This is a genomic window from Sphingobium sp. D43FB, assembly GCF_002312805.1.
Lineage (GTDB): Bacteria > Pseudomonadota > Alphaproteobacteria > Sphingomonadales > Sphingomonadaceae > Sphingobium.
This window is the reverse complement of record NZ_NMUA01000009.1, coordinates 26,227-42,984: the sequence shown is the minus strand read 5'-3', so window position 1 is coordinate 42,984 and position 16,758 is coordinate 26,227. Positions and strand designations below refer to the sequence as shown.

The window sequence follows — 16,758 nt, the reverse complement described above, 5'->3', positions numbered from 1 at the left end:
TGGAATATAACCACCTGCCGCCTCGCGCGGCGCACCATGCTGCATCAAGAGGGAGATTGAGGACGATGGTTGATACCCCGGTAACGCCGGCCGCCAAGCGCGGACGCCCCCCCAAGGCCAAGACCCTGGATACCGCCGCCAGCGCCGTCGCCGTGAAGGCCGAGCCGCTCAAGACGGCAGCAACCGAGGCCGCATCGGAAACGGCTGCTGACGTGAAAAGCACCGCAAAGGGCCTGAGCGCACAGATCAAGCCGATCAAGGAGCAAGCCGAAAAGGCAGCCAAGGCTGCGGCCGAGAAGTTGAACGCGGTTGATTGGAAAGCCCATATCGACCCGATCAAGGAACAGGCTGGCAAGACCGCCAAGTCCGCCGCAGGCGTCGCCAAGGACAAGACCGGCACGGCCATGCAGAGCCTGTCCAAGCTGATCGCCGACACGGCCGCTACCGTCGATGCCAAGCTCGGCCCGCAATATGGCGACTATGCCCGTCAGGCCGCCGAACAGGTTGCCGGTGCCGCGGACAGCCTCGACAACAAGGATGTCGATCAGTTGATGGCCGAGGCGCGCGATTTCGTGCGCAAAAGCCCGGCTGTCGCGATCGGCGCGGCCGCCGTCGTCGGCTTCGTGTTGATGCGCCTTGCCAAAGGGTCGGACGACAAGGCCTGAGGGTTTGCCTTTCCGGCTTTCCCGTCACTGAAACGAAAGGCTCCGGTTTCGGGGCGGAGGATCTATTGACACAAGAGCCAACGGAAACGGCGGTTACGCCGCACGCCGAAGGATTGGAGCCAGGCGGTCCGGAAGAGGGCGCACGCACCGAAAGCGTGCGTGACGCCTTCGCCCGCCTGTACGCCGATGGCCGGGCCTATGTCTCGGCCGAAGCGGACAAGCAAAAGCTGCGGCTCAGCATCGTCGGCGTCGGCGTTCGCAATGCCGCGGTGCTGGGACTAGTCGCGCTCATGTTGGCCTTTGCCAGCATCGTCGCGTTGCTGGTCGGTCTTGTCGTGGCCTTGTCCCGCCATCTCGACCCTTTGTGGGCGACGCTGATCGTAACCGGCGGCGGGCTGCTGGTCACGATCCTGCTGCTGCTAATGGCCAAGGGCTGCATCACCCGCATGAAGAAGGCGATCACGCCATGACGCAGGAACTCGCCTTTCGAGAGGCCTGCGCCCGCGCCGACCTGGCCCGCGCGCAGATGAAGATTAGTGCCGCGCAAGCGAAGGCGCGGATCGCGCCTGCCCTTTTGATTCAGGACGCCAAGGATAAGGCGATCGACGGCGTTTCAGGCGCGGTATCGGGCGCAGTCGCCCTGGGCGCAGCCAAGGCGCAGCAACGCCCCGTTGCCGTCGGTGCAGCCGCTGCCGCGTTCGCGCTTTTTCTGGCGCGGCGGCCGATCACGGCACTTTTCCAACGCTTATACGTTCGTTTCAGGAACACCTCAACAGATATGCCGGAGAATGACCATGGCTGACATTCGTGCCCAAGTGAACCGTGCCCGTGAAGCGGCGAATGACGCCGCCTCGACCGCAACCGACCGCATCCGTGAAACCACGGCCAAGGCGCGCGAAGGCGCTGGCGAACTGGTCCAGACCGGCCGCGACAAGGCGGGCATGGCCTATGGCGACGCGCGCGACAAGACGCAGCGCGCCGCAACCCGCGCCAACCAGATCGTGCAGGACCATCCGGTCGCCGCCGTTGCTGGTGCGATCGCCGTTGGTGCCGTCGTGGCGTGGATGTTCCCCAAGAGCCGCGCGATGATGAAGGCGCTGCCGGGTCTTGCCGTTACCGCCGGATCGCGGGTTGCCGAAGCGGCGCTCGCCGCCCGCGCGGCGGCCGCCGAGGGCGCTGAAACGGTGAAGACCAATGCCGCCCATGCCCTGCACAGCGCGGGCGACGCCGCTTCGCATGCACGCGACAATCTCGCTTCGGCCGATCTATCGGCCAAGGCATCGAAGCTCGCCGATGACGTGACCTCGCTTGTGGCGCACCGTATCGAAGCGCTGGGCGATGCGATCAAGGCGCGGTTGCCCAAAAGCTAATCGCGACAGCGTGAAAAGCATGCCAACACGGCTTTAGTCCCCCTTGGATGGGGCGTGCGGCGCTGCTAGGGTCGCCGCCCACCCAAGGGAGATAATAAAACGCCATGAGCAAAATGCATCTGGTGCTGGGCGGTCGCGTAACCGATCCGCAGACGCTCGAATTTCAAGACCTCAGCAAAGTCGACCTGGTCGGCGTGTTTCCCGACTATGCCTCGGCCGAAAAGGCCTGGCGCGGCGCGGCGCAGCGCACGGTGGATGACGCCGAAATGCGCTATGTGATCGTGCATCTGCATCGCCTGCTGGAACCTGAACTGCCCAAGGCGGACTGAAAACTGACCATAGCCGTTCCTCGGATGAAACCGGGGAGCGGCTATTTTCTAGTAACTAATTAACCGCGCGCGGCCTTTTGCGGAAGCGCCAGCGGAGCAGCGGGCGGGTCAAAGCCAGCCCGGCAAGAAAGCCGCCAATATGCGCGGCGACCGCAATCTGTCCCAGATCGCCCATGCCTCCGGCGGTGGCGAATCCGATCATCAACTGGAGCGCGATCCAGCCGCCAGCCAGCCAGGCCAGACGCACGATATTGGCCGAAAACGGCCCAATCCGTCGTACCTGCTGCTGGCTATAGAGCAAGGCATAGGTCGCCACGACAGCCGAAATGGCGCCGCTCGCGCCCACCATCGGCCCGGTCGAGCCCGGATCGATCAGCCACTGCGCCCCGCAGGCGGCATAGGCGCCCACGCCATAGAGCAGCAGCGTTGGCCCCTTGCCCAGCACATGTTCGACATGCCGCCCGCAAAAGACGAGCATCAACATATTGAAGCCGACATGCAGCCATCCGGCATGGATGAGCGTGCAGGTGAGCGGCGTCAGCCACCACGGCACCGCCGCCAGCCCCGCCAGCAGGTCGGCATCGCCCACACGCGCGGGGATGAACCCGCCCAACACGGCGGCATTGTCGATATGACCCGTGAGATACAGGATCAGGAACACGGCGAAGCTGATCGCCGCGATCCCGTTCGTCATGGGGCCAGCGGGCAATTTCACGGGATCAGATGAACTCGATTTTCTCGACCGAGTAGAATTTGTCGCCCGACGGCACCGACACCTCGACATCCTCGCCGACCGTGCGACCGATCAGCGCACGCCCCAGCGGGCTGTTGTACGAGATCATGCCCGCCTTGGCATCCGCTTCGGCCTGACCCACGATCTGATATTTCACCGGCTTGTCGTCTTCATCGAGCAAGGTCACGGTCGCGCCGAACACGATCTTGTTGCCCGACAATGTCGCAGGATCGATGATCTGCGCGCGCGACAGCTTGTCTTCCAGATCGTTGATCGTGGCCTCTACCTGGCCCTGCCGTTCTTTGGCGGCGTGATATTCCGCATTCTCGGACAGGTCGCCATGGGCGCGCGCTTCCTCGATGGCGTCCACGATGAGGGGCCGTTCGGCCTTGAGTTCGCGCAGCTGCGCATTGAGCTTTTCATAGCCCATCTGCAGCATCGGCATCTTCTCAACGGTCGCCATTTTGCAAATCCTTCGTCAAAACTTCCCTTTGGCGGCCCGAACAGCGGGCCGCCCGCAGCATGCTTCCTTGTGCAGGGGATCAGGCGTGCGACAGGGGATAATAGGACTGGAGCGAGCGCACTTCAAGGGGATGCTCCCGCAAAGCCTCGATCGCATCGGCTGCAGCGACGCTGGCGGCCGCCGTGGTGAAGCTGGCGACCTTGCCGCGCAGCGCGCTGGTGCGGATCGCCTTGCTGTCCTTCAAGGACTGCCAGCCCTCGGTCGTGTTGAAGATCAGCTGCACGTCGCCATCGGTGATCTTGTCCACGATATGCGGACGCCCCTCGGCCACCTTGTTGACCTTTTCCACCGCGATGCCATGGCCCGCCAGATAATCGGCCGTGCCGCCGGTCGCGATGAGCGTGAAGCCCATATCGACCAGCTTGCGCGCGGCGGGCAGGATCACCGGCTTGTCGCTATCCTTGAGCGAGATGAACACCGTGCCGCTGGTCGGCAGCAGCGTGCCCGCGCCGATCTGCGCCTTGGCAAAGGCGGTCGCGAAATTGCTATCGATTCCCATGACTTCGCCGGTACTCTTCATTTCCGGCGACAGGACAGGATCGACACCGGGGAAGCGCCCGAACGGGAACACCGCTTCCTTGACCGCCACATGGTCGATCGCATTGCGGTCGATCTTGGGCAGATCGCGGATCATCTCGCCCGCCATCACCCGCGCGGCGATCTTGGCGATCGGCGTACCGATCGCCTTGGCGACGAAGGGCACCGTGCGGCTGGCGCGCGGGTTGACCTCGATCAGATAGACCATGCCATCCTTGACCGCGAACTGGATGTTCATGAGGCCACGCACCGACAGCGCATGGGCCAATACTTCGGTCTGCCGCTCAATCTCGGCAATGATCTCGTCCGACAGGCTGTAAGGCGGCAGCGAGCAGGCGCTATCGCCGGAATGGACCCCCGCCTCCTCAATATGCTGCAACACGCCCGCGACCACGACATCCTTGCCATCGCACAGCGCATCGACATCGACCTCGATCGCGTCGCGCAGATATTGGTCGATCAGCACCGGCGATTCGCCCGACACCTGAACGGCGGTGGTGATATATTCTTCCAACTGCGCCTGCCCGTCGACAATCTCCATCGCCCGGCCGCCCAGCACATAGCTCGGCCGCATCAGCACCGGATAGCCGATGCGATTGGCGACCGCGATCGCCTCCTCCCGGCTGCGCGCGATACCGTTGGCGGGCTGGCGCAGCTTGAGCTTGTCGATCAACGCGGCGAACCGCTCGCGATCCTCGGCCAGGTCGATCGCGTCGGGCGACGTGCCCAGGATCGGGATGCCCGCATCCTCCAGCGCCTGTGCCAGCTTGAGCGGGGTCTGCCCGCCAAACTGCACGATCACGCCCTTGAGCGTCCCGTTGGTCATTTCGATGGCCAGAATTTCCAGCACGTCCTCAGCCGTCAGCGGCTCAAAATAGAGGCGGTCCGACGTGTCATAGTCGGTCGACACCGTTTCCGGGTTGCAGTTGACCATGATCGTCTCATAGCCCACCTCCGACAGCGCGAAACAGGCATGGACGCAGCAATAGTCGAACTCGATCCCCTGCCCGATCCGGTTCGGCCCGCCGCCCAGAATCACGACCTTTTCCCGATCGGTCGGGGCGGATTCATTCTCCGCCTGCCCGAAGATCGGCGCTTCATAGGTCGAATACATGTACGGCGTCTTGGCCGCGAACTCAGCCGCGCAGGTGTCGATCCGCTTGAACACCGGCCGCACGCCGAGCTTATGGCGCAGCTTGCGCACCTCCGCTTCGGTCACGCCGCCGGTCATCGCCTTGACCGCTTCGTGGATCAGGCCCGACCCGCGCGCGATGCCCCGCTCCATGCCGCGCAGATTGGCGGATTTGAGCGCCAGATAGGCAAGCCGCTTGTCGGAAAAGCCCATCGACTTGAGGTGCCGCATGCCATCGGCATCGCGCGGCAGGCCATTCTCCAGCACCTGCGCTTCGGCCTCGACGATCTCCTTGATCCGTTCCAGGAACCAGGGATCGAACTTGGCGATATTGTGGATTTCCGCCACGGTCAGGCCTTCGCGCAACGCCTGCGCCGCGACCAGCAGCCGGTCGGGCGTCGGCTGCGCCAGGGCGGCGACGATGTCGTCCTTGGGCGCGCCCGCCAGATGATCCACATCGTTGAAGCCACACAGCCCGGTTTCCAGGCCGCGCAGCGCCTTCTGCATCGATTCATGGATGTTGCGGCCGATCGCCATCACTTCGCCGACCGACTTCATCGCCGTGCCCAGCAGCGGTTCGGCACCCTTGAACTTCTCGAACGCGAAGCGCGGGATCTTGGTCACGACATAGTCGATCGTGGGTTCGAACGAGGCCGGGGTCGCCCCGGTAATGTCATTCTCGATCTCGTCGAGCGTATAGCCCACCGCAAGCTTCGCCGCGACCTTGGCGATCGGGAAGCCGGTCGCCTTCGACGCCAGCGCGGACGAGCGCGACACGCGCGGGTTCATCTCGATGACGACCAGGCGGCCATCCTTGGGATTGACCGCGAACTGTACGTTGGAACCGCCTGTTTCGACACCGATTTCCCGCAGCACCGCAATGGATGCGTTGCGCATGATCTGATATTCCTTGTCGGTCAGCGTCAGCGCCGGCGCGACGGTGATGCTGTCCCCGGTATGGACGCCCATCGGGTCCACATTCTCGATCGAACAGATGATGATGCAATTGTCGTTGCGGTCGCGCACGACCTCCATCTCATATTCTTTCCAACCGAGCAGCGACTCCTCGATCAGCACTTCGGTCGTCGGCGACGCATCCAGCCCGCCGCGCACGATGGTCATGAACTCGTCGCGATTATAGGCGATACCGCCGCCCGTGCCGCCCATGGTGAAGCTGGGCCGAATGATCGACGGAAGCCCTGTAAACTCCAGCCCTTCCAGCGCCTCTTCCATCGTATGCGCGATCCGCGAGCGCGCCGATTCCAGCCCGATCTTGTCCATCGCATCGCGGAACTTGATCCGGTCCTCCGCTTTGTCGATCGCTTCTGCATCCGCGCCGATCATCTGGACGCCGTACTTCGCCAGCGTCCCGTCGTTGAACAGCGCCAGCGCCGTGTTCAGCGCCGTCTGCCCACCCATCGTCGGCAACACCGCATCCGGCCGCTCCTTCTCGATGATCTTCGCCACGATTTCGGGCGTGATCGGCTCGACATAGGTCGCGTCGGCAAATTCCGGGTCGGTCATGATCGTCGCCGGGTTGGAATTGACGAGGATGATGCGATAGCCCTCCTCCTTCAACGCCTTGACCGCCTGCGTGCCCGAATAATCGAACTCGCACGCCTGGCCGATGATGATCGGGCCAGCGCCGATGATGAGGATGGAGGAGATGTCGGTGCGTTTGGGCATTGTTTAGAGTGCTCTCATTGAATAGGTTGATTGCAATGCAATCATGGGAGACGGGCGATGGGTAGCGTTACGATCCGCAACATCGATGATGCCGTTAAGGAAGGCGCTCGATTGTCGGCGGCGAAAAATGGGCGTTCGCTGGAAGCCGAACTGCGAATTTTGCTCGAACAGACTTATGCGCCGACGGCACCCGATGCCGCGCAAATTCGCGATCTGACGGGCGACGACTGGGTTCATGACCTGATTGCGATTGCAGGCGGCGCAGGGCTGGAACTGCCGGCTCGGCAAGATCATCCCGCTGATCGCGAGATTTTTGGTGCTGATTGACACGAACGTCTGGAGCGTACTCGCCCGGCCCAGACCGGAGCCCAAGGTGATCGCCTTTCTGGCCGCCAATCGCGCAAATTGCACATTATCCACCATCGTATTAGCAGAAATGGAATATGGCATCGCCAAAGCGATCGACGCCACGCATCGGTCGCGCCTTATCGCCTTCAGAAACCGGATCGAAACACTATTTATCGACCGGATCATAAAGCCCGATGAGGCAACAGCCGTTGTATGGGGACGCCTGAAGGCCGAACTGGAACGCGCCGGACAGATAATCGCAGACATGGACCTGCTGATCGCATCGCAAGCAATTGCAGCCGGTATACCAGTCGTCACCCGCAACGTATCAGACTTCGCCCGGACAGGTGCCGCCATCATCAATCCTTGGGAGCCATGAGCGCCTGCGCGCGCGAACAATCAATCTCGCACGCCTGGCCGATGATGATCTGACCAATGCCGATGCTGCGGATAATTGAGATCTCGGTGCGTTTAGGCATTAGTTCAGCCTGTTATCGGTCAATGTAGTGCCCACTGGTAAAGCGGCGTTAATGCAGTCGAGCGTCCGTGCATCGGACGAATAATGCCGAAACGTGAAGCCAACGAAGCTATCCGACGCTTCGATAGGTTCATATTTCGACACCCCGCACCTTTTTAAAAGAGCAGGTAATCTTGTAGCAGCATCCGGGACAATGGCCCCTTCAGCATCTGACTGGACACCGGTGCTTGCGAACGCCCCAATCATATATTCCACGGAATTCGAGGTAGCGCTGCAACCCGAAGCGACAATAAGTATGGGCGCTGCGAAAGGAATCGCCCGGCTCATCAATGCACCGCCCCCGTCCGAGCCTCGCACCCCCACCCATCATATTCCACGCCACACAATATCTCGATCTGCAGGCACTTCTTCGTCAACGCCTTGATCGACGCCTCATCCACCGCCTGCTCGCATTCCAGGAACAGGAACAGGTCGCCATCTTCATCCTCTTCGCGGTCGAGTTCGACCATGCCGAACTGGCTGGCGATTTCCAGGACGCGGTCGAAATCCTTGTCATTGCCCTTGAAGCTGACATCCACGGCGCGCGGGATCATCGGCTTGTCGCCATTGGCGGCGAGGTTGGCGAGGACTTCGCGGTCCGCTTCCCATTCGGCGGCAAGGCGGGCTTCATCGACGGGGGGCAGCTTGATGCTCATGCCGCCACCGGCTTTTTCAGGCCATCGACGAACCGCTTGAACAGATAGAAGCTGTCCTGCGGCCCCGGCGAGGCTTCGGGGTGATATTGCACCGAAAAGGCATTTTTATCAGTCAGTTCGATGCCGCAATTGCTGCCGTCGAACAGCGACACATGGGTCGTGCGGACATTGGCGGGCAGCGTCTCGGCATCGACCGCAAAGCCATGGTTCATCGACGTGATCTCGACCAGGCCATCGCTCAGCCGCTTGACCGGATGGTTCGCGCCGCGATGACCCTGATGCATCTTGATCGTCTTGGCCCCCACCGCCAGCCCCAACAATTGATGGCCAAGGCAGATGCCGAAGATCGGCACGTCGCGCGCCAGCAGCGCGGCGATCACCGGCACGGCATAGCTGCCGGTCGCGGCCGGATCGCCAGGGCCGTTGGAGAGGAACACGCCATCGGGGGCGAGGTCCATGATCTGCTCGACGCTCGCGGTCGCGGGCAGCACGGTCACGCGCGCCCCGGCCTGCACCAGATTGCGGAAGATGTTGTTCTTCGCGCCATAATCGATCGCCACGACATGCGGCGCGCCTTCGCCCACGGCGTTCAGGCCATAGCCCTTGCCCAGCGTCCAGCCGCCATCCTGCCACAGCCGCGTTTCCTGCCCCGTGACTTCGATGGCGAGGTCCATACCCTCCAGCCCCGGCCAACCCGCCGCCTTCGCCGCCAGCGCGGCGAGGTCGAACGCGCCATCGGGATCATGCGCGATCACGACATTGGGCGCGCCCTTTTCCCGGATCATCCGGGTCAGCGCGCGGGTATCGACACCGGCGAGGCCGATGCGGCCATTATCCGCCATCCACTGGTCGAATGCCATGACGTTGCGGAAGTTGGACGGCGCGGTCACATCCTCGCGCACCACGCAGCCCAGCGCATAGGGGCTGGTCGCCTCGACATCGTCCAAATTGGTGCCGACATTGCCGATATGGGGGAAGGTGAAGGTGATGACCTGGCCCGCATAGCTGGGGTCGGTCATGATCTCCTGATAGCCGGTGATCGCGGTGTTGAAGCAGAGTTCGCCCACCGCATCGCCGACCGCGCCGAAACCGCGCCCGAACACGGCGCTGCCATCGGCGAAAACCACGACCCCGGTCGCTCCTTTGGGCACGGTAAGGGTCTTGGCGTCAGCCATGAGATCAGCGTCCTTTTTTGCGTTGGCTTTGGAACCCGTCTGATGCGGGTTAAACGGCCGGTCACCTATGCCTGTGCGCGCTTGGGGTCAACGTCTGTTAAAAATCTCTTTTCGCATTATATCTATCGCTTTCCGCAAAGACACGAGGATTCGCTTCGCCATGATTCGCGAGCAGATAAAGAGCGCCCAGATCACCGCCATGAAAGCAGGCGACAAGGAGCGCCTGGCCGCCGTGCGCCTCATCCTCGCCAAGCTCAAGGACCGCGACATCGAACTGCGCACCGCATCGACCGTGCCCGACGATGACGCCACCGTGGTCGAAGTGCTGCAAAAGATGGTCAAGCAACGCCGCGAATCGATAGAGATGTTCACCAGCGGCGGCCGCGACGAACTGGCGGCCAAGGAACAGGTGGAACTGGACGTCATCGAAAGCTTCCTGCCGACGCAGTTGAGCGAGGACGAGACCAGGGCGGCAATCGACGTGATCAAGGCGGAAGTGGGTGCCGCGAGCCTCAAGGATATGGGCAAGGTGATGGCCGTGCTGAAAGAACGCCACGGCAGCGTGATCGACATGAGCAAGGCCAGCGGCATGGTGAAGGCGGCGCTTTCGTGACACGGTAATAGCCCCTCCCTACTTAGGGAGGGGCCACGCGCCCTTCCCCACCTCCGTTCGTTTCGAGCGAAGTCGAGAAACGCGGCAGAGCCAAGGCCAGCGACACCGGAGGCGCGGGACACCGCTCGACACCGGCGCGGGTTCAGGCATATTCCGTCAATGGCGTTCTGGACCTATATGCTCAAATGCTCTGACGGCCGCTATTATACGGGCCACACCGATAATCTGGGTCATCGAATCGCCCAGCATCATTGCGGCCTGGGCAGCGCCTTCACCCGCGATCGCCGCCCGGTGACCCTCGTATGGAGCGAGACGTTTGGAACGCGGATCGAAGCGCTGGAAGCCGAACGCATCGTTGGCGGCTGGTCGCGCGCCAAGAAGGAAGCGCTGATCGTCGGGAATTGGTCCTTACTGTCCTACTTCGCCAGACCGCCGAAAGAGCGGGATGTGGGCGATGCATCTTGCACGCCAGATGACTTGGAACAGCCGCAAGGGCAGTGTGAGCGTGTCTCGACTTCGCTCGACACGAACGGATGTGGTGCGCCCTCGCGGGAGGGGAGATTTTGAGTCTAACCCCCGCCTTCCTCGACGAACTGCGCATGCGCACGTCGCTGTCCACGCTCATCGGCCGCACCATCAAGGTGCAGAAGGCCGGGCGCGAGTATAAGGCCTGCTGTCCGTTCCATAATGAAAAAACGCCCAGTTTCACGATCAACGATGAAAAGGGCTTCTACCATTGCTTCGGGTGCGGAGCGCATGGTGATGCGATCCGCTGGATGACCGACCAGCGCGGCCTGCCCTTCATGGAAGCGGTGAAGGAATTGGCGCAGGCGGCAGGGATGGACGTGCCCGCGCCCGATCCGCGCGCCGCCAAACGCGCTGAAGCCGCCAAAGGCCTGCACGACGCGATGGCCGCCGCGCAGGATTTCTTCGCGGCCCAACTCGACGCGATCGAAGGGGCGGAGGCGCGCGCTTACCTCAGCAAGCGCGGCATCAGCGACGCCACCCGCCGCGCCTTCGGCTTTGGCTATTCGCCCGATAGTCGCGGGCGGCTGCGCACCGCGCTCAAGGATTATGGCGATCCGATGCTGATCGAGGCGGGCCTGCTGATCGATCCCGACGCGGCTGAACCGGATGGCGACCGGGCCAAGAAGCGCGATCCCTATGACCGGTTCCGCGGCCGCCTGATGCTGCCGATCCGCGACATTCGCGGGCGGACGATTGCCTTTGGCGGACGGATATTGGGTCAGGGCGAGCCCAAATATCTCAATTCTCCCGACACACCGCTGTTCGACAAGGGCCGCACCCTCTACAATATCGACCGCGCCTCCCCCGCCAGTCGCCAGACCGGCCGGGTCATCGTGGTCGAAGGCTATATGGACGTGATCGCGCTCGCACAGGCCGGCTTTGGCGATGCCGTCGCGCCGCTCGGCACCGCGCTGACCGAACATCAGATCGAACGGCTGTGGAAGATGGTTGAGGTGCCTATCCTGTGCTTCGATGGCGATTCGGCGGGGCAGAAGGCGGCGATCCGCGCCGCCACCCGCGCCCTGCCCCTGCTGCGCCCTGGCCACAGCCTCGCCTTCGCCACCCTGCCCCAGGGTCAAGACCCCGACGACCTTCTGCGTGCCAGTGGCCCGGCGGCTATGGACGCGGTGCTGGACGCCGCGCAACCACTGGTGGAGCGTCTGTGGAGCCATGAGCAGGGGTCTGCCCCGCTCGACACGCCGGAGCAGAAGGCCGCGCTCAAGCAGCGCCTGCGCGCGCTGACCGATGCGATCGCGGACCCCGATGTTCGCGCCCATTACGCGCACGCCTTTCGCGAACGCTATGACGCGCTCTTCTTCGCCCGCCCCGCCTTCACACCCACGACGCGCGGCGGCGGCGGCGGCAACAGCGCCGCCCGCTGGCAACGCGACAAGCGCGGTAACTGGAAAGCGCCGATCGGCCCGGCGGGCCATGAGGTCCGCGCCATCGGCGCGAGCGGCATGGAACAGCGGCTCTTGCGCGCGATTCTGGCCGGCCTTTTGCGCCATCCCGACCAGATTGCGCTGCATCGCGAGACGCTGGCGGGCCTGCCGATCGGCGATCCCATCCTCGCCCGGCTGGCCGATTCGATGATTAGTGCGTCACTACGCAAAGAAACTGTTGAAACACAGGGCCTCCTTACCATATTGGGGGCAGGTGAAGTGTATAATATGGCTAAAGGGATGCTCCGGGCCGACACGTTCACACTCACCCCTCACAAGATGACCGCTGACCCGGATCGCCTTGCGCGCGATCTGGAGGAGGCCATTCGGGTGATGGCGCAGGGACCGGAGCTTGAGGCAGCGCTGGCGGAGGCGACACGGCGGTTCAAGAGCGACGTCAGCGAGGAAAATCTCGCTGAGCAACAGCGCTTGCTGGCGCTCAAGGCCGACCATGACCGTCGACTGGCGGAACTGGCGCAGCCCGAAGACATTGTTTGAACGAGCCGTTCCCTCGCGGGGCGGCAAGGTTTGAACGAAACGTCCCTTTGGCGGACGATGCATTGGAATTGATCGCTCCCGCCAGAGGGAGCGGCGGAGTTAAGGCGAATAGATGGCGACCAAGGCGAACAGCAAGAATGCGGCGGGTGCAGGCGATGGTGGGGATGAAGGTGGCGATGCGCCCCTGCTCGACCTCAACGAAGCCTCGGTCAAGAAGCTGCTCGCCCGCGCCAAAAAGCGTGGCTACATCACCTATGACGAGCTGAACAACGCCCTGCCGCAGGACCAGATGTCCTCCGAGCAGATCGAAGATGTCATGTCCGCGCTCAACGACATGGGCGTCAACATCGTCGAAAATGAAGAAGCCAGCGAAGATGGCGAGGACCAGCAGCGCGAGGACGACAACGACGACGCCAATGAGGCGGCGGACGATGACGATGGCTCGCCGCGCCTGGTCACCGAAAAGAAGAAGGAAACGGTCGATCGCACCGACGATCCCGTTCGCATGTATCTGCGCGAAATGGGCGCGGTGGAGTTGCTCAGCCGTGAGGGCGAAATCGCCATCGCCAAGCGGATCGAGGCCGGTCGCGACACCATGATCCTGGGTCTGTGCGAAAGCCCGACCACCTTCAACGCGATCATCGAATGGTCGACCGCGCTCAACAATGGCGAAATGCAGCTGCGCGAGATTCTCGATCTCGACGCCATGCTGTCCAAAGACCCTGCCCCGGAAAGCCTGGAGGAGGGCGCCGAGGATGATGATGGCGAGATCAGCGAGAAGACCGCTGGTCCGAGCTTCAAGGAAGAAGAAGAGCCGGAGGAGGAATCCGCCGACGCCGACGAGGATGAGGACGGCACCGAACGCCGCACCCGCCGCGTCGAAGAGGAAGAGGAGGAGGACAACACCCTCTCCCTCGCTCAGATGGAAGAGACGCTCAAGCCGATCGCGCTGGAGAAGTTCGCCACCATCACCGAAATCTTCCGCGCCTTTTCGGCCATTCAATCGTCGCGCATGCTCGCCATGGGCACCGGCGAAGTGCTGAGCCAGAAGGATGAGGATGATTATCAGGAGTTGCGCGAAAGCCTGACCGCGCAGGTCGAAAGCGTCCAGTTCCATCAGCAGAAGATCGAATATCTGGTCGATCAACTCTATGCCTATAACCGTCGCTTGACCGCGCTGGGCGGGCAGATGCTGCGCCTGGCCGAGCGCCACAAGGTCAGCCGCAAGGATTTCCTCGACCGCTACGTCAATTTCGAACTGGACGATGCCTGGCTCGACCGGGTCAGCGGCATCGACAAGAAATGGGCCGCCTTCGCCGCCGCGGAAGCGCGCGCGGTCGAACGCATCCGCAACGAAGTCAGCGAAATCGCGCAGGCCACCGGCATGTCGCTCGGCGAATTCCGCCGCATCGTCAACATGGTGCAAAAGGGCGAACGCGAAGCGCGCATCGCCAAGAAGGAAATGGTCGAAGCCAATCTGCGCCTCGTCATCTCGATCGCCAAAAAATACACCAATCGCGGCCTGCAATTTCTGGATCTCATTCAGGAAGGCAATATCGGCCTGATGAAGGCGGTCGATAAGTTCGAATATCGCCGCGGCTACAAGTTCAGCACCTATGCGACCTGGTGGATCCGGCAGGCGATCACCCGCTCGATCGCCGATCAGGCGCGCACCATCCGCATCCCGGTCCATATGATCGAGACGATCAACAAGCTGGTGCGCACCAGCCGCCAGTTCCTGCACGAGCAGGGCCGCGAACCGACCCCGGAAGAGATGGCCGAGCGCCTCTCCATGCCGCTGGAGAAGGTGCGCAAGGTGATGAAGATCGCCAAGGAGCCGATCTCCCTCGAAACGCCGATCGGCGACGAGGAAGATAGTCACCTCGGCGATTTCATCGAGGACAAGAATGCCATCATCCCCGTGGATGCCGCGATCCAAGCGAACCTCAAGGAAACGGTCACCCGCGTCCTCGCCAGCCTAACCCCGCGCGAAGAGCGCGTGCTGCGCATGCGTTTCGGTATCGGCATGAACACCGATCATACGCTGGAAGAGGTCGGGCAGCAGTTCAGCGTGACCCGCGAGCGCATCCGTCAGATCGAAGCGAAGGCGCTGCGCAAGCTCAAACACCCTTCGCGCAGCCGCAAGATGCGCAGCTTCCTCGACCAATAATCTGCCGCTTTTCAGCGACATGAAAATGGGCGGCCCGCGGGTCGCCCTTTTTTATGTCGGCGTAAACCGCTTCTTTACCCCCTTTTGCTTAACCTGCGTTGCGAAGCCCGTCGGCGGATCGGGCAAGACAGGAATCCTGGCATGAGTGAAGCGGCACCCCGCTACCAATTTGGCGATATCGCGCGGATATTGGAGGCGCTGGTCGCTGCCGATGGCACCGCAGCGCATAGCTATGCGCTGCGCGCGGGGACTGGCATTGCCCGTGACACGCTGCTGTCGCTCGGCGACCTTGCGGACGCGGCCTATTATCTCTGCCTGCTTCATGGCCGCCATCCCGGCGTCATCGATCATGCCGCCACCCGCTCGGCCGACAATGCCGCGCGCGGCTGGCTGATCGAAGCCGCCGACGCCTTCGCTGCCGAACGCGCCTATATCACCCAGGTGACCGTCGCCGCCGGTCCCGTCCCCAGCACCGCTGGCCAGGCTGATTGCGAAACCGCCGTCAGCCAGCAACGCCATGCGCTCGACATGCTCGCCCAGTCCGACCGGCGCGGCTGCGCCATGGGCGCGGCGATGGCACTGGTCCTCGACTGGCGCGCCGTGCGCCAGGTGCTCGACATCGCCGCCCTGCGCGCGGGCATCGAACCCCATGCCTGCTCCCTGCCCGACCGCGCCGCCACGCTCGATGTCGCCCGCGCGATCGGCGGCGATGACGGCGTCGACCGGGCCATCCAGTTCGGCGCACGCCAGTTGCTCAACCAGCATCGCGGCCTGTGGGACTTGCTCGCCGCCCGCGCCGATGTGCGCGCGCGGCAAGACTGAACCCCACCGATACCGCCCACACGGCTTGCGCCCATGCGCCGCTTTGCCTAGTCCCGCCACAGTGACAGGCTAAGCAGGCGGACGATGATGCGTTTTGAAGGCACCCAGGACTATGTCGCCACCGACGATCTGAAGGTCGCGGTTAACGCCGCCGTGCTGCTGCGCCGCCCCTTGCTCGTGAAGGGGGAACCGGGCACCGGCAAGACCGTGCTGGCCCAGGAAATCGCGACGGCGCTCGGTGCCCCACTGATCGAATGGAACGTCAAATCGACGACCAAGGCGCATCAGGGCCTCTATGAATATGATGCCGTCGCCCGCCTGCGCGACGGCCAGCTCGGCGACCCGCGCGTCCACGAAATCTCTAACTATATCCGCAAGGGCAAGCTGTGGGAGGCGTTCACCTCGCCTACCCTCCCCGTGTTGCTGATCGACGAAATCGACAAGGCCGACATCGAATTCCCCAACGATCTGCTGCAGGAACTCGATCGCATGGCCTTCCACGTCTATGAAACCGGCGAGACGATCGCCGCCGCCGACCGCCCCGTGGTCATCATCACCTCGAATAATGAGAAGGAACTGCCCGACGCCTTCCTGCGCCGCTGCTTCTTTCACTATATCAAATTCCCTGATCGTCAGACGATGCAGGCGATCGTCGATGTCCATTTCCCCGGCATCCAGAAAATCCTGGTGAGCAAAGCGATGGATATTTTCTACGAGATTCGCGACGTTCCGGGCCTCAAGAAAAAGCCCTCGACCAGCGAATTGCTCGACTGGCTCAAGCTGCTGCTGAACGAGGACATGCCGCTCGACGTTCTCCAGAATAGCGATCCCACAAAGGCGATTCCTCCGCTTCATGGCGCGCTGCTCAAGAATGAGCAGGACATCATGCTGTTCGAACGCCTGGCCTTCATGGCGCGGCGTCAGGGCCGGTAACGGCTCACCCCAACGCAGATCCCCATAATCTCGCGCGAATCCGCTTGCACCCGCGCGCATTGTCTGTAGCCTTCCTGTAAC

General features: G+C 62.8%; 18 protein-coding genes. 13 read left to right on the top strand and 5 right to left on the bottom strand.

The annotated features are described in order from the left end of the window. Positions 1-65 precede the first annotated feature (65 nt). From SxD43FB_RS09775 to SxD43FB_RS09755, 5 genes are all read left to right on the top strand, one after another. Complete coding sequence (locus SxD43FB_RS09775; RefSeq protein ID WP_096062006.1) at positions 66-665, top strand: hypothetical protein; 600 nt, start codon at positions 66-68, stop codon at positions 663-665. Between the two features lie 65 nt (positions 666-730). Continuing rightward, positions 731-1,135: a phage holin family protein gene (locus tag SxD43FB_RS09770; RefSeq protein WP_096062005.1), complete on the top strand. Its 405-nt coding sequence runs from the start codon at positions 731-733 to the stop codon at positions 1,133-1,135. Then, complete coding sequence (locus SxD43FB_RS09765; protein ID WP_096062004.1) at positions 1,132-1,467, top strand: hypothetical protein; 336 nt, start codon at positions 1,132-1,134, stop codon at positions 1,465-1,467. Before SxD43FB_RS09770 ends, SxD43FB_RS09765 begins: the two co-directional genes overlap by 4 nt. Further along, positions 1,460-2,035 carry a DUF883 family protein gene (locus SxD43FB_RS09760; protein ID WP_096062087.1) on the top strand — a complete coding sequence of 192 codons (576 nt, stop codon included), beginning with the start codon at positions 1,460-1,462 and terminating at the stop codon, positions 2,033-2,035. The genes SxD43FB_RS09765 and SxD43FB_RS09760 overlap by 8 nt, the downstream gene beginning before the upstream one ends. Before the next feature lie 104 nt (positions 2,036-2,139). Continuing rightward, positions 2,140-2,364 (top strand): DUF4170 domain-containing protein, encoded by a 225-nt coding sequence (locus SxD43FB_RS09755; protein WP_037473495.1) that lies wholly within the window; start codon positions 2,140-2,142, stop codon positions 2,362-2,364. A 55-nt stretch (positions 2,365-2,419) separates the two neighbouring features. On the opposite strand, the gene SxD43FB_RS09750 is transcribed toward SxD43FB_RS09755, so the two are convergent. From SxD43FB_RS09750 to carB, 3 genes are all read right to left on the bottom strand, one after another. Continuing rightward, complete coding sequence (locus SxD43FB_RS09750; RefSeq protein WP_096062003.1) at positions 2,420-3,058, bottom strand: rhomboid family intramembrane serine protease; 639 nt, start codon at positions 3,056-3,058, stop codon at positions 2,420-2,422. 25 nt (positions 3,059-3,083) lie between these two features. Continuing rightward, positions 3,084-3,560 carry a transcription elongation factor GreA gene (gene greA / locus SxD43FB_RS09745; RefSeq protein WP_037473492.1) on the bottom strand — a complete coding sequence of 159 codons (477 nt, stop codon included), beginning with the start codon at positions 3,558-3,560 and terminating at the stop codon, positions 3,084-3,086. Positions 3,561-3,639: 79 nt separating this feature from the next. After that, positions 3,640-6,975 (bottom strand): carbamoyl-phosphate synthase large subunit, encoded by a 3,336-nt coding sequence (carB, locus tag SxD43FB_RS09740; RefSeq protein WP_096062002.1) that lies wholly within the window; start codon positions 6,973-6,975, stop codon positions 3,640-3,642. A 57-nt stretch (positions 6,976-7,032) separates the two neighbouring features. On the opposite strand from carB, the gene SxD43FB_RS25210 reads away from it, so the two are divergent. Together SxD43FB_RS25210 and SxD43FB_RS09735 are read left to right on the top strand one after the other, a co-directional pair. After that, a complete protein-coding gene (locus SxD43FB_RS25210) occupies positions 7,033-7,302 on the top strand; it encodes a plasmid stabilization protein (protein ID WP_176482735.1) in 270 nt (89 codons plus the stop codon). A gap of 46 nt (positions 7,303-7,348) precedes the next feature. Next, positions 7,349-7,702, top strand: coding sequence for a PIN domain-containing protein (locus SxD43FB_RS09735; protein ID WP_255245655.1), 354 nt, complete (start codon positions 7,349-7,351; stop codon positions 7,700-7,702). Between the two features lie 425 nt (positions 7,703-8,127). Here the strand turns inward: SxD43FB_RS09735 and SxD43FB_RS09730 are convergent, their stop codons facing one another. Both SxD43FB_RS09730 and carA read right to left on the bottom strand, forming a co-directional pair. Beyond that, positions 8,128-8,496 carry a ribonuclease E inhibitor RraB gene (locus SxD43FB_RS09730; protein ID WP_037473487.1) on the bottom strand — a complete coding sequence of 123 codons (369 nt, stop codon included), beginning with the start codon at positions 8,494-8,496 and terminating at the stop codon, positions 8,128-8,130. Continuing rightward, positions 8,493-9,671 carry a glutamine-hydrolyzing carbamoyl-phosphate synthase small subunit gene (gene carA, locus SxD43FB_RS09725; protein ID WP_096062000.1) on the bottom strand — a complete coding sequence of 393 codons (1,179 nt, stop codon included), beginning with the start codon at positions 9,669-9,671 and terminating at the stop codon, positions 8,493-8,495. Before carA ends, SxD43FB_RS09730 begins: the two co-directional genes overlap by 4 nt. 160 nt (positions 9,672-9,831) lie before the next feature. Between carA and SxD43FB_RS09720 the strand changes: the two genes are divergently transcribed. The 6 genes from SxD43FB_RS09720 (at position 9,832) to SxD43FB_RS09695 (ending at position 16,677) form a co-directional block, all read left to right on the top strand. Continuing rightward, a complete protein-coding gene (locus tag SxD43FB_RS09720; RefSeq protein ID WP_096061999.1) occupies positions 9,832-10,284 on the top strand; it encodes a GatB/YqeY domain-containing protein in 453 nt (150 codons plus the stop codon). Positions 10,285-10,443: 159 nt separating this feature from the next. Beyond that, positions 10,444-10,851, top strand: coding sequence for a GIY-YIG nuclease family protein (locus SxD43FB_RS09715; protein WP_096061998.1), 408 nt, complete (start codon positions 10,444-10,446; stop codon positions 10,849-10,851). Continuing rightward, positions 10,848-12,752 (top strand): DNA primase, encoded by a 1,905-nt coding sequence (gene dnaG, locus SxD43FB_RS09710; RefSeq protein ID WP_096061997.1) that lies wholly within the window; start codon positions 10,848-10,850, stop codon positions 12,750-12,752. The genes SxD43FB_RS09715 and dnaG overlap by 4 nt, the downstream gene beginning before the upstream one ends. A gap of 112 nt (positions 12,753-12,864) precedes the next feature. Next, on the top strand, positions 12,865-14,922 hold the full coding sequence (rpoD, locus tag SxD43FB_RS09705; protein WP_037473480.1) for an RNA polymerase sigma factor RpoD: 2,058 nt from the start codon (positions 12,865-12,867) through the stop codon (positions 14,920-14,922). Positions 14,923-15,063: 141 nt separating this feature from the next. Next, positions 15,064-15,744, top strand: a complete 681-nt coding sequence (locus tag SxD43FB_RS09700) for a hypothetical protein (protein ID WP_096061996.1) — start codon at positions 15,064-15,066, stop codon at positions 15,742-15,744. A gap of 87 nt (positions 15,745-15,831) precedes the next feature. Continuing rightward, positions 15,832-16,677, top strand: coding sequence for a MoxR family ATPase (locus SxD43FB_RS09695; protein WP_037477788.1), 846 nt, complete (start codon positions 15,832-15,834; stop codon positions 16,675-16,677). The last annotated feature ends 81 nt before the right edge of the window (positions 16,678-16,758 follow it).